8 protein-coding genes, 1 tRNA gene and 1 pseudogene are annotated in these 13,169 nt (G+C 70.5%); 8 read left to right on the forward strand and 2 right to left on the reverse strand.

All coding sequences use genetic code 11. The annotated features are described in order from the left end of the window. The first annotated feature begins 2 nt into the window (after positions 1-2). The 5 genes and pseudogenes from lgt to pyk all read left to right on the forward strand — a co-directional run bounded on the left by lgt (position 3) and on the right by pyk (position 9,826). Positions 3-908, forward strand: a complete 906-nt coding sequence (gene lgt / locus EKO23_RS14260; RefSeq protein ID WP_134718409.1) for a prolipoprotein diacylglyceryl transferase — start codon at positions 3-5, stop codon at positions 906-908. Then, positions 905-1,900, forward strand: coding sequence for a metallophosphoesterase family protein (locus EKO23_RS14265; protein WP_134718411.1), 996 nt, complete (start codon positions 905-907; stop codon positions 1,898-1,900). Before lgt ends, EKO23_RS14265 begins: the two co-directional genes overlap by 4 nt. Positions 1,901-2,187: 287 nt before the next feature. Beyond that, positions 2,188-6,699, forward strand: a pseudogene (gene gltB / locus EKO23_RS14270) (glutamate synthase large subunit); the annotation flags it as partial. 74 nt (positions 6,700-6,773) lie between these two features. Then, entirely contained in the window at positions 6,774-8,231 is a 1,458-nt protein-coding gene (locus EKO23_RS14275; RefSeq protein ID WP_134718415.1) for a glutamate synthase subunit beta, read from the forward strand. Between the two features lie 143 nt (positions 8,232-8,374). Next, positions 8,375-9,826: a pyruvate kinase gene (gene pyk / locus EKO23_RS14280; RefSeq protein WP_134718416.1), complete on the forward strand. Its 1,452-nt coding sequence runs from the start codon at positions 8,375-8,377 to the stop codon at positions 9,824-9,826. On the opposite strand, the gene EKO23_RS14285 is transcribed toward pyk, so the two are convergent. Both EKO23_RS14285 and EKO23_RS14290 read right to left on the reverse strand, forming a co-directional pair. Next, entirely contained in the window at positions 9,786-10,637 is an 852-nt protein-coding gene (locus EKO23_RS14285) for a transcriptional regulator (protein ID WP_175582697.1), read from the reverse strand. The genes pyk and EKO23_RS14285 overlap by 41 nt on opposite strands. Before the next feature lie 55 nt (positions 10,638-10,692). Further along, a tRNA-Leu gene (locus EKO23_RS14290) sits at positions 10,693-10,775 on the reverse strand. Between the two features lie 116 nt (positions 10,776-10,891). Between EKO23_RS14290 and EKO23_RS25310 the strand changes: the two genes are divergently transcribed. From EKO23_RS25310 to EKO23_RS14300, 3 genes are all read left to right on the forward strand, one after another. Then, positions 10,892-11,068, forward strand: coding sequence for a hypothetical protein (locus tag EKO23_RS25310; RefSeq protein WP_167880479.1), 177 nt, complete (start codon positions 10,892-10,894; stop codon positions 11,066-11,068). Between the two features lie 65 nt (positions 11,069-11,133). Beyond that, a complete protein-coding gene (locus EKO23_RS14295; RefSeq protein WP_134718418.1) occupies positions 11,134-11,736 on the forward strand; it encodes an ANTAR domain-containing response regulator in 603 nt (200 codons plus the stop codon). Positions 11,737-11,894: 158 nt separating this feature from the next. Then, on the forward strand, positions 11,895-13,160 hold the full coding sequence (locus tag EKO23_RS14300; protein ID WP_134718420.1) for an ABC transporter substrate-binding protein: 1,266 nt from the start codon (positions 11,895-11,897) through the stop codon (positions 13,158-13,160). The last annotated feature ends 9 nt before the right edge of the window (positions 13,161-13,169 follow it).

Here is a 13,169-nt window from a genome sequence, read left to right on the forward strand (position 1 = left end):
CCATGAGCGTGCTGACCATCCCGAGCCCGTCCCAGGGGGTGTGGGATCTCGGGCCCTTCCCCGTGCGGGCCTACGCGCTGTGCATCATCCTCGGCGTCATCGCCGCGATCTGGATCGGCGAGAAGCGCTGGGTGGCCCGGGGCGGCAGGCCCGGCCAGGTCTCGGACCTCGCGCTGTGGATGGTGCCGTTCGGCCTGGTCGGCGGCCGGCTCTACCACGTGATCACCGACTCGCACCTCTACTTCGGGGAGGGGCGGGAGCCGATCACCGCGCTCTACGTGTGGCGCGGCGGCCTGGGCATCTGGGGCGCGATCGCCCTCGGTGCGGTCGGCCTCTACATCGGCGCTCGGCGGATGGGCATCAAGGTGCCCCCGGTGGCCGACGCGCTGGCGCCCGGCGTGCTGATCGGGCAGGCGCTCGGCCGGTTCGGCAACTGGTTCAACCAGGAGCTGTTCGGCCGCCCCACCGACCTGCCGTGGGGGCTCGAGATCGACCCGGTTCACCGGCCGTCCGGCTACCTCGACCAGGCCACCTTCCACCCGACCTTCCTCTACGAGGCGCTGTGGTGCGTCGCGGCGTTCTTCGTGATCGTGTGGATCGACCGCCGCTGGCAGATGGGCCACGGTCGCGTGGTCGCGCTCTACGTCATGGCGTACACGCTCGGCCGCGGCTGGATCGAGACGCTGCGGATCGACGACGTCCAGCTCGACGACGTGCTCGGGCTGCGCTGGAACGTCTGGACGTCGATCATCCTGTTCGCCGCGGCGGCGGTGTACTTCGTGGTCTCCCTGCGCCGCAACCCGGGGCGCGAGGAGGTCGTCTTCCGCGACGGGCGGTACGACGAGGAGGAGGACACATCGACGAACGAGCCCGACAACGGCTCGTCGGATGGCAAGGTGGAGGCGTGAACCGTCTCGGGAAGACCAGGACCGCCCGCCTCGCCGCGGTCGGCGTCGCCTGTGCTCTGGCGCTGACCTCCTGCAGCAGCGGGTCGGGTGACAGCCGGGGCGACGACCGGGCCACCGCCCGCCAGGCCTCGGCGGAGACCACCACGACGTCGTCGCCGACCACCTCGACCTCCAGCAGCACGACCACCGCAGCGTCCGGCGTGCGGATCGTCGCGGTCGGCGACATCGCCTGCGCCGACGGCGACCGCACCACCTCGACCAGCTGCCGGCAGGCCGACACCGCCCGGCTCACCCGCAGCCTCGACCCGGCGTACGTCCTCGCGCTCGGGGACCTGCAGTACCAGAACGGCACGCTCGCGCAGTTCCGCTCGTCGTACGACGCGTCGTGGGGGAGCCTGAAGCCGATCACGAGGCCGCTGCCCGGCAACCACGAGTACTACACCCGCGGAGCCAGCGGCTACTACCGCTACTTCGACCGCAGCGCCCCCGGCTACTACGCCTGGAACGCCGGCCGCTGGCGGATCTACAACCTCAACTCCAACTGCGACAAGATCGACTGCGCTGCCGAGAACGCCTGGTTCCGTCGTGACCTCGACCGCAACCCGCGCAGGTGCACGATCGTCGCCATGCACCACCCCCGCTTCTCCTCCGGCCGCGAGCACGGCAACAACCCGAGCGTCGGCCGGTTCTGGAAGGTGGCCTACAACCACCGCGTCGACATCGCGCTCGCCGGCCACGACCACGACTACGAGCGGTTCGTCAGGCTCAGCCCCGGCGCCGACGCCCAGCCGCGCCGCGGCATCCAGTCGTTCGTGTCGGGCGCGGGCGGCAAGTCGCTCTACCACCTCGGCACCCGCAAGCGGGGCTCGGCGGTCTTCAAGGCCAGCGTCCCCGGGGTGCTCGTGCTCCAGCTGAAGCGCGGCTCCTACACGTGGAAGTTCCGCACGGTCGACGGCCGGACCCCCGACTCCGGCAGCCGCGACTGCCTCTGAGGGGACCTCCTCGCGGGCCGTTCACCCCTCGGTCAGCCCGGTGCCGGGCCGGAACCGTGGTGCTAGGGTGAGGCCTCCGCGCGGGCCAACGTCGTCCCCTGCACAAGACACGCATCGACAGCTTCTGCCAGTTCGCCGTGCCCGGTTTCCGGGACGGCGCAGACGACGACGGGAGAATGCCCATGCACGCGTTCCCGCCGCCCGTGTCCTCGGCGCCTGCCGGACTCTCGGGAGGACCCCAGCCCAGGACCGGGACTCGCCCCGGCTTCTCGGGAGGACCTGCTCCTCAGGGGCTCTACGACGGGATGCACGAGCACGACGCCTGTGGCGTCGCGTTCGTGGCCACGCTGACCGGCGAGGCCAGCCACGCCATCGTGGAGCAGGCGCTCACCGCCCTCCGCAACCTCGAGCACCGCGGCGCCGCCGGCGCCGAGGCGAACTCCGGTGACGGCGCCGGCATCCTCATGCAGGTGCCGGACACGTTCCTGCGCGAGGTCGTCGACTTCACGCTCCCCGGCCAGGGCCAGTACGCCGTCGGCACGGCGTTCCTGCCCGGGGACGAGGAGCAGGTCGCGAAGACCCGGCTGCGGATCGAGCAGATCGCGGCCGAGGAGGGCCTGGCTGTGCTCGGCTGGCGCGACGTACCGGTCGTCCCGGACAGCCTCGGCGCGACCGCGCTGTCCGTGATGCCGGCCTTCGCCCAGCTGTTCGTGGCCGGCGACGGCCAGCGGCTGGCCGGCATGGCCCTGGAGCGGCTCGCGTTCTGCCTGCGCAAGCGGGCCGAGCACGAGACCGACGTCTACTTCCCGTCGCTGTCGTCGCGGACGCTGATCTACAAGGGCATGCTCACGACCGAGCAGCTCGACCACGTGTTCCCCGACCTCGTGGACGAGCGGGTCGCGTCCGCGGTGGCGGTCGTGCACTCCCGGTTCTCGACCAACACCTTCCCGAGCTGGCCGCTGTCGCACCCGTTCCGCTTCATCGCCCACAACGGCGAGATCAACACGGTCATGGGCAACCGCAACTGGATGCGGGCCCGCGAGGCGCTGCTCGACTCCGACGTGATCCCCGGAGACCTCGAGCGGCTGTTCCCGATCTGCACCACCGGTGCCTCGGACTCCGCGTCGTTCGACGAGGTGCTCGAGCTGCTGCACATGGGCGGCCGCTCGCTGCCGCACGCGGTGCTGATGATGATCCCGGAGGCGTGGGAGAACCACACCGAGATGGACCCGAAGCGTCGGGCCTTCTACGAGTTCCACTCCTCGATGATGGAGCCGTGGGACGGCCCCGCCTGCGTGGTCTTCACCGACGGCACCCAGGTCGGCGCGGTCCTCGACCGCAACGGGCTGCGCCCCTCGCGCTACTGGGTCACCGACGACGGCCTGGTGGTGCTGGCCTCCGAGGTCGGCGTGCTCGACCTCGACCCCGCCACCGTGGTCCGCAAGGGCCGGCTCAAGCCGGGCCGCATGTTCCTCGTCGACACCGAGGAGCACCGGATCATCGAGGACGAGGAGATCAAGGAGGAGCTGGCCGCCGAGCACCCGTACGACGAGTGGCTGCACGCCGGCCTGATCCACCTCAAGGACATCCCCGAGCGGGAGCACATCGTGCACACCCACGCGTCGGTCACCCGGCGCCAGCAGGTGTTCGGCTACACCGAGGAGGAGCTGCGCATCCTGCTCACGCCGATGGCCAACACCGCAGCGGAGCCGCTCGGCTCCATGGGCACCGACACCCCGATCGCGGCGCTGTCGGACAAGCCGCGGCTGCTGTTCGACTACTTCAGCCAGCTGTTCGCGCAGGTGACCAACCCGCCGCTGGACGCCATCCGCGAGGAGCTCGTGACCTCGCTGAACGGCACCATCGGCCCCGAGGCGAACCTGCTCGAGCCGGCGCCCGCGTCGTGCCGCCAGGTGGTGCTGCCGTTCCCGGTGATCTCCAACGACGACCTGGCCAAGATCCGCCACGTCAACCGTGACGGCGACATGCCCGGCTTCATCACCCACGTCTCCCGCGGCCTCTACCAGGTCGAGGGCGGCGGCGCCGCGATGGCCGAGCGGATCGACGAGATCTGTGCCGAAGTATCGCAGGCGATCGCCGACGGCGCCCGGATCATCGTGCTCTCCGACCGGCACTCCACCGCGGAGCTCGCCCCGATCCCGTCGCTGCTGCTCACCGGTGCCGTCCACCACCACCTGGTCCGGGAGAAGACCCGCACCCAGGTCGGTCTGCTGGTCGAGGCCGGCGACGTTCGCGAGGTGCACCACGTCGCCCTGCTGGTCGGGTACGGCGCGGCCGCGGTCAACCCGTACCTCGCGATGGAGTCCGTCGAGGACCTCGCCCGCGAGGCGTACTACGTGAAGGTCGAGCCCGAGAAGGCCGTCGCGAACCTCATCAAGTCGCTCGGCAAGGGCGTGCTCAAGGTGATGTCGAAGATGGGCGTCTCCACGGTCGCGTCGTACACCGGTGCCCAGATCTTCGAGGCGGTCGGGCTCTCCCAGGCCGTCGTCGACCGGTACTTCACCGGCACCACCTCCAAGCTCGGCGGCGTCGAGCTCGACACCATCGCCGAGGAGGTGGCCCGCCGGCACGCCAAGGCCTACCCGCGGCAGGGGATCGCGCCGGCGCACCGCGAGCTCGAGATCGGCGGGGAGTACCAGTGGCGCCGCGAGGGCGAGCCGCACCTGTTCGACCCCGAGACCGTCTTCCGGCTCCAGCACGCCACCCGGTCCGGGCGCTACGACGTCTACAAGCAGTACACCGCGCGCGTGGACGAGCAGTCCGAGCGGCTGATGACCCTGCGTGGCCTGTTCCGGTTCAAGGACGCGGGGGCGAGCGGCCGGCAGCCGATCCCGCTCGAGGAGGTCGAGCCGGTCTCGGAGATCGTCAAGCGGTTCTCGACGGGGGCGATGTCCTACGGCTCGATCAGCCGTGAGGCGCACGAGACCCTGGCGATCGCCATGAACCGGCTGGGCGGCAAGTCCAACACCGGTGAGGGCGGCGAGGACCCGGAGCGCCTGCACGACCCCGAGCGCCGCTCGGCGATCAAGCAGGTCGCCTCGGGCCGGTTCGGCGTCACCTCGGAGTACCTCACGAACGCGGACGACATCCAGATCAAGATGGCGCAGGGCGCGAAGCCCGGCGAGGGTGGCCAGCTGCCCGGCCACAAGGTCTACCCGTGGGTGGCGAAGACCCGGCACTCGACGCCGGGCGTGGGCCTGATCTCGCCGCCGCCGCACCACGACATCTACTCGATCGAGGACCTGGCCCAGCTGATCCACGACCTGAAGAACGCGAACCCGTCCGCGCGGGTGCACGTGAAGCTGGTCGCCGAGGTCGGCGTCGGGACCGTGGCGGCGGGCGTCTCCAAGGCGCACGCCGACGTGGTGCTGATCTCCGGCCACGACGGCGGCACCGGCGCCTCCCCGCTCACCTCGCTCAAGCACGCGGGCGGACCCTGGGAGCTCGGGCTCGCCGAGACCCAGCAGACGCTGCTGCTCAACGGGCTGCGCGACCGGATCGTCGTCCAGACCGACGGCCAGCTGAAGACCGGCCGGGACGTGGTGATCGCCGCGCTGCTCGGGGCCGAGGAGTTCGGCTTCGCGACCGCGCCGCTGGTGGTCTCGGGCTGCATCATGATGCGGGTCTGCCACCTCGACACCTGCCCGGTGGGCGTGGCGACCCAGAACCCGGTGCTGCGCGAGCGGTTCACCGGCAAGCCGGAGTTCGTGGTCACCTTCTTCGAGTACGTCGCCGAGGAGGTCCGCGAGCTGCTCGCGGAGCTCGGCTTCCGCACCCTCGACGAGGCGATCGGCCAGGTCGGCTCGCTCGACGTGGCCCGCGCGGTGGAGCACTGGAAGGCGTCCGGGCTCGACCTGTCGCCGATCCTGCACCTGCCGGAGCTGCCCGAGGGGGCGGCGCTGCACAACACCAGCGGCCAGGACCACGGCCTCGACAAGGCCCTGGACAACGAGCTGGTCGCGCTGGCCGAGGCCGCCCTGGAGCGCGGCGAGCCGGTGCGGGCCCAGCTGGAGATCCGCAACGTCAACCGCACGGTGGGCACGATCCTCGGCCACGAGGTCACCAAGCGCTACCGCGGCGAGGGGCTGCCGGACGGGACGATCGACATCACGTTCACCGGCTCGGCCGGGCAGTCCTTCGGCGCGTTCCTGCCGCCGGGTGTCACGCTGCGGCTCGAGGGCGACGCCAACGACTACGTCGGCAAGGGCCTCTCGGGTGGCCGGATCGTGGTGCGGCCCGACCGGGCGGCGCCGTTCCGCGCCGACGAGCACATCATCGCCGGCAACACGATCGCGTACGGCGCGACGTCCGGCGAGATCTACCTGCGCGGCGGCGTGGGGGAGCGGTGCTGCGTCCGCAACTCCGGCGCCACCGTGGTGACCGAGGGGGTGGGCGACCACGGCTGCGAGTACATGACCGGAGGGCGCGTGGTCGTGCTCGGCCGGACCGGTCGCAACTTCGCGGCCGGCATGTCCGGCGGCTACGCGTTCGTGCTCGACCTCAAGGAGATCCGGGTGAACAAGGAGCTGGTCGAGCTCAGCCCGGTGGAGGGCAAGGCGGCCGAGGAGCTGCAGGAGATCGTGCAGCGGCACTTCGAGGAGACCGGCTCGCAGGTCGCCGAGGAGCTGCTGGCCGACTGGGACGCCGCGCTGCCGCGGTTCACCGAGGTCATGCCGAGCGACTTCAAGAAGGTGCTCGAGGCGCGCGAGGAGGCGCTCGAGGACGGGCTCAGCGAGGAAGAGGCGGCGGCCAGGATCATGGAGGTGCTTCATGGATGATCGCGTCGCCCTGACGGCGAACGGCGGCGCCGTCGCTGACCGCATCCCCGGCACCCACGTGGAAGGAGCCAGCAATGGCTGATCCCAAGGGCTTTCTGAAGGACGGCCGCGAGGTTGCCGTACGGCGCCCGGTCGACGAGCGGGTCAAGGACTGGAACGAGGTCTACCCCGACGGCATCGGGCGGGCGCTGCTGCCGATCATCAGCAAGCAGGCCGGCCGCTGCATGGACTGCGGCATCCCGTTCTGCCACCAGGGCTGCCCGCTGGGCAACATCATCCCGGAGTGGAACGACCTGGTCTGGCGCGACGACTGGGACGGCGCGATCGAGCGGCTGCACGCGACCAACAACTTCCCGGAGTTCACCGGTCGGCTGTGTCCGGCACCCTGCGAGACCGCGTGCGTGCTCGGCATCAACCAGGACCCGGTGACCATCAAGAACGTCGAGGTCTCGATCATCGACCGGGCCTGGGAGTCGGGCGCGGTGCGGCCGCAGCCGCCGGAGTGGCTCTCGGGCCGCACCGTCGCCGTGGTCGGCTCCGGCCCGGCCGGGCTCGCGGCGGCCCAGCAGCTGACCCGCGCCGGCCACACGGTCGCGGTCTACGAGCGGTCGGACAAGATCGGCGGGCTGATGCGCTACGGCATCCCCGAGTTCAAGATGGAGAAGCGCCACCTCGACCGGCGCCTGGACCAGATGCGGCGCGAGGGCACGGTCTTCCGGGCCGGCGTCGACGTGGGCGGGGAGCTGACCGGCACCCAGCTGCGCGAGCGGTACGACGCGGTGGTCATCGCCATCGGCGCCACGCTGCCGCGCGACCTGCCGGTCCCCGGGCGCGAGCTCGGCGGCATCCACCAGGCGATGGACTACCTGCCTCAGTCCAACCGGGTCTCGCTGGGGGAGACCGTCGACGACCAGATCACCGCGGCCGGCAAGGACGTCGTGATCATCGGCGGCGGCGACACCGGCGCCGACTGCCTCGGCACCGCCATCCGGCAGGGTGCGGCGTCGATCACGCAGCTCGAGATCATGCCCCAGCCGGGCGAGGACCGGCCCGCCGGCCAGCCGTGGCCGACGTACCCGATGCTGTTCCGGGTCTCCTCGGCGCACGAGGAGGGCGGCGAGCGGGTGTACGCCGTCAGCACCACCGAGTTCCTCGGCGACGAAGACGGCAACGTCCGGGCGCTGCGGCTGGTCGAGGTGGACGCCGGGTTCCAGCCGGTCGAGGGCACCGAGCGCGAGATCCCGGCCGGGCTGGTGCTGTTCGCGATGGGCTTCACCGGCCCGCAGCAGACCGGCCTGGTCGAGCAGCTCGGCGTGGAGCTCGACGAGCGCGGGAACGTGAAGCGGGACACGACGTACGCCTCGTCGGTCGACGGCGTGTTCGTTGCCGGCGACGCGGGTCGCGGGCAGTCGCTGATCGTGTGGGCGATCGCCGAGGGCCGGGCCGCGGCGGCTGCGGTGGACGAGTACCTCACCGGCTCGACCGCGCTGCCGGCGCCGATCCCGCCGACCGCCCGGCCGCTGGTGGTCTGACCCAACTCGGCCGGGTCCGACCCCGCCGCCTGACCGGTTCGTCCGGCGCCCCGGTCCGGTCCGGACCGGGGCGCCGTCTCACGGTGCGTCCGAATTCACGCGCACGTCGTTGAGCGCTGGCTCCGGACGGCTAGGGTCGAGGGGTGCGTAGAGCAAAGATCGTCTGCACCCTCGGTCCTGCGACCTCCTCCCCGGAGCAGATCAAGGCTCTGGTCGAAGCGGGCATGGATGTCGCCCGGCTGAACATGAGCCACGGCAGCCACGAGCAGCACCGGAAGGCCTACCAGCTGGTCCGCAAGGCTGCGGACAACACCGGCCACGGCGTCGGCATCTTCGCCGACCTCCAGGGCCCCAAGATCCGGCTGGGCGAGTTCGCCGACGGCTCTGCCGTCCTCGAGCGCGGCCAGGAGTGGACCATCACCACCCGGGACGTGCCGGGTGACGCCAAGGTCTGCTCCACGACGTACGACGGCCTGCCGGGCGACGTCTCGCCCGGCGACCCGGTGCTGCTCGACGACGGCCGCGTGCGCCTGAAGGTCCTCGCTGTCGAGGGCGAGGACGTCCGCACCGAGGTGGTGGTGGCCGGCAAGGTCAGCGACCACAAGGGCATCAACCTGCCCGGCGTCGCGGTGTCCGTGCCGGCGCTGTCGGAGAAGGACGTCGAGGACCTCCGGTTCGCGCTCAGCCTCAGCGTCGACTTCGTGGCACTGTCCTTCGTCCGGTCGGCGAAGGACGTCGACGACGTGCGCGCCGTGATGGACGAGGTCGGCGTGCACGTGCCGGTGATCGCGAAGATCGAGAAGCCGCAGGCGATCGAGAACCTCGACGAGATCGTCAAGGCGTTCGACGGGCTGATGGTGGCCCGCGGCGACCTGGGTGTCGAGTGTCCGCTCCAGGACGTGCCGTTCCTCCAGAAGCGCGTGATCGACAAGGCCCGCCGCAACGCCAAGCCGGTGATCGTGGCGACCCAGATGCTGGAGTCGATGATCTCCGCGCCGGCACCCACCCGGGCCGAGGTCACCGACGTCTCCCACGCGGTGCTCGACGGCGCCGACGCCGTGATGCTGTCCGGCGAGACCAGCGTGGGGGAGTACCCCATCCGCACCGTCGAGACGATGGCCAGCATCCTCGCCGCCACCGAGGAGCACGGCCTGCAGGGCCTCACCGCGATCGACTGGCAGCCGCGGACCAAGGGTGGCGTGATCGCCAAGGCCGCCGCGGAGGTCGCCGAGCGGGTCGGCGCGAAGTACCTCGTCGCGTTCACCCAGTCCGGCGACTCCGCCCGCCGGCTCGCGCGCTACCGCGGGGAGATCCCGATCCTGGCGTTCACCCCGGAGGCCCGGGTCCGCTCGCAGCTGTCGATGACCTGGGGCGTCGAGACGTTCAAGACCGCGCCGGTCGAGCACACCGACGAGATGGTGCGCCAGGTCGACGAGCAGCTGCTCAGGATCGGCCGGGTCAAGGAGGGCGACCTCGTGGTCATCATCGCCGGCTCGCCGCCCGGCATCCCCGGCTCCACCAACGCGCTGCGCATCCACAAGATGGCCGACGCGATCAACGAGGCCGCGCCGGCGTACCGGCGGGGTCACCGCTAGGGGCGTCTCGCACCGACTTGAGAGACGCGCCCTGGTCCTTGAGTCCGATCAACGCATCGAGTCGGGCGACGCCGGAGCGGGTCGACACCGAGATGGTCTTGTGGTTGGACTGTCGCCACGGCACGTCGACGAGGTCCAGGGCCCAGCAGCAGAGCTCGCGGATGTCGGCGGAGACGTTGGTGAACTGCCACCGGGGATAGTCGTAGCGCTTCGGCTTCCCGGCCACGACGCGTTGCGTCCAGTTGGCCACCCGCGAGCCGTCGGAGTGGAAGAGCCCGCGCAGGAAGTCCGCAGGGTGCGCCTCGACGATCCGTGCCTGCCAATCCTCCAGCACGATCGGCCGCTCGTGCTTGCGGCCGGGGCCGTGCTGGGGAAACAGGCACGGCCAGTGCTTCCACGACACGGTGATGGCGATGCATTGCCTCCCCATGAGCCGCGTGTGTGGGCGTCCACCCGGCTTCACAGTTCGCATCAGCTCAGCGACTTGCGCGTTGAGGCCGAGGTACGTCACGTCGTTGGAGACGTGCAGGTTGAAGACGCCTCGGCGTCCCCTGCTGATGTAGCCGTCGCCGAGGTACCACCCGAGGAGCTCGGCATAGGCGACCGTGTCGAGCCATCCGTCCTCACCGCGGGCACGCGGCAGAGGTGTGCGACTGACCGCGGGGGAGTCCACGTCACTGTAGTCGCGCCGCCACCGGCGGATCGTCTTGACGGCGACGCCGTGCATCTCGGCGTTCCTCCGGTCAGGGATCCCCGCGTCGGATGCGCGCAGGGCGCTCTCGACGACCGACTGCGGGCGAACATGGGGCATGGACAAAGACTCGCCGGCGGTACCGACAACATCGTGCGAGAGAAAAGTCTGCGCGTGCCGGGTGTGGGATTCGAACCCACACGCCCTCTCGGACAGTGGTGTTTGAGACCACCGCGTCTGCCATTCCGCCAACCCGGCCAGGGTGGTGAAACCGTACCGGACCATGCCGCGCCGTTCGGTCGCGGCAGCCCTTGAACAATGTCGAGTCAGTTTGTAGTGTTTGGTTCGGAGGACGTCAGGAACGGGAGGGCTTCATGACACGAGCGGACCGACACGTACGCCGGGTGGCCGGCGCGGTGGTCCGGCGCTGGGGCGGCGCCGGTGCCGTCGCCAACGCCCGCGGAGCCAGCACCGACCTGTCGCGGCTGCGCGTGGAACGCGAGGACGTGGAGAGCTTCCTCGCCGACCGCGCGGCGCGCCGTACCGCCTGAGGGGCACCCGCAGGGAGGTCCGCCCGGGTTGCGGCGCGGGTGCGCCGCCACCCTAGGCTGGCCCCGTGACCGCCGAAGCCAGTCCCGCCCGCCGCGTCGTCATCGCCGAGGACGAGGCGCTGATCCGGATGGACCTCGCCGAGATGCTCGCCGAGGAGGGCTACGAGGTGGTCGGGCAGGCCGCCGACGGCGAGCAGGCGATCACGCTGGCCGAGCAGCTCACCCCGGACCTGGTCATCCTCGACGTGAAGATGCCGAAGCTCGACGGCATCTCCGCGGCCCAGCGGATCGCCGAGCAGCGGATCGCGCCGGTGGTCATGCTGACCGCGTTCTCGCAGCGCGACCTCGTCGAGCGGGCGCGCGACGCCGGCGCCATGGCCTACCTCGTCAAGCCGTTCTCCCGCAGCGACCTGGTGCCCGCGATCGAGATGGCGGTGAGCCGGTTCACCGAGCTGACGCTGCTCGAGCGGGAGGTCGCCGACCTCACCGACCGCCTCGAGACCCGCAAGGCCGTGGACCGGGCCAAGGGCGTGCTCCAGAAGGACCTCGGGCTGACCGAGCCGGACGCCTTCCGGTGGATCCAGAAGACCGCCATGGACCTGCGACTCTCCATGCGCCAGGTGGCGGACGGAGTCATCGAGCACGGACCCGGTGGCGCCGCCGGCTGACCCGCTCCGGGCAGCCTCCATCCACGGTCGGAAACGGCAAGGTCACAAGTTGACAACGAGCCGGTGCCCCTCAGCGTCTTCCCAGCGTTTGGCGCTAACTTCGTCCCATTCGGCGGCAGTTGGTGTCGCCGGACACTGATTGATGAACCGGAGGCTTCATGAAGCGCCCCACCACCATTGCACGTCTCGGTGCCATCGCTCTCGTCGGTGCCCTGGCTCTCGCAGGCTGCGGCTCGGACGACGACGGCGGCGACAGCGGCGACAGCGGCAGCAAGACCGCGGCGAAGGGTGACGGAACCCTGACCATCGGCACCCTGCTCCCGCAGACCGGTGACCTGGCCTACCTCGGCCCGCCGGAGTTCGCGGGTGTCGACCTGGCCGTCCAGGAGATCAACGACGCCGGCGGCGTGCTGGGCAAGCCCCTCGCGCAGGTGAAGGCGGACTCCGGTGACGGTACCCCCGACATCGCGGGCGCGTCGGTCGACAAGCTGCTCAACGGCAACGCCGACGTGGTCGTCGGTGCGGCTGCGTCCAGCGTCTCGCTGTCCGTGATCGACAAGATCACCGGCGCGGGCAAGGTGGAGTTCTCCCCGGCGAACACCGCCGCGGCGTTCGACACCTACGACGACAAGGGCCTCTACTTCCGCACCTCGCCGTCCGACCGCCTCCAGGGCCAGGTCATCGGCAACATGGCGGTCGAGGACGGCCACACCAATGTCGCGGTCATGGCCCGCCAGGACGCGTACGGCCAGGGCCTCGCCGAGCAGGTCGTCGAGACCCTCAAGGAGAAGGGCGCCACGGTCACCGCGGACGTCCTCTACAACGCCGACGCGGAGAACTTCACCGCCGAGGTCAACAAGGTCGCGGCCTCCAAGCCCGACGCCGTCGTGCTCGTCGCCTTCGAGGAGACCACGAAGATCATCCCGCAGTTCGTCTCCAAGGGCATCGGCCCGAAGGACGTCCAGCTCTACTTCGTGGACGGCAACATGGCCGACTACTCCGACACCCTGAAGCAGGTCGACCTGACCGGCGTCAAGGGCACCTTCCCGGCGCCGGCCGAGGTGGACACGTCGTTCAACGACAAGCTCCTGTCCGTCAACCCCAAGCTGAAGGACTTCACCTACGGTCCGCAGTCCTACGACGCGGTGATGCTGATCGCCCTGGCGGCCGAGGCGGCCAAGGACGACGACGGCACCGCGCTGGCCAAGGAGATCGTCAACGTCTCCAAGGACGGCACGGAGTGCAAGGGATTCGAGGAGTGCAAGAAGCTGCTCGACGACGGTGAGGACATCGACTACACCGGTGTCTCCGGCCCGTGCGACATGAACGACACGGGTAGCCCGAACAAGGCCACCATCGGCATCCAGGAGTACAAGGGCAACAAGTACAGCCAGATCGACAGCGTCTCCGGCGTTCTCGACTGACCTTGTAGC

This window comes from Nocardioides guangzhouensis, assembly GCF_004519545.1.
Taxonomy (GTDB): domain Bacteria; phylum Actinomycetota; class Actinomycetes; order Propionibacteriales; family Nocardioidaceae; genus Nocardioides; species Nocardioides guangzhouensis.

What these genes read in the sequence shown, in the direction of transcription:
- EKO23_RS14285 (WP_175582697.1), bottom strand. Translation starts at nt 10,637, where the DNA reads ATGCCCCATGTTCGCCCGCAGTCGGTCGTCGAGAGCGCCCTGCGCGCA.
- EKO23_RS25310 (WP_167880479.1), top strand. Translation starts at nt 10,892, where the DNA reads ATGACACGAGCGGACCGACACGTACGCCGGGTGGCCGGCGCGGTGGTC.
- EKO23_RS14300 (WP_134718420.1), top strand. Translation starts at nt 11,895, where the DNA reads ATGAAGCGCCCCACCACCATTGCACGTCTCGGTGCCATCGCTCTCGTC.
- lgt (WP_134718409.1), top strand. Translation starts at nt 3, where the DNA reads ATGAGCGTGCTGACCATCCCGAGCCCGTCCCAGGGGGTGTGGGATCTC.
- EKO23_RS14275 (WP_134718415.1), top strand. Translation starts at nt 6,774, where the DNA reads ATGGCTGATCCCAAGGGCTTTCTGAAGGACGGCCGCGAGGTTGCCGTA.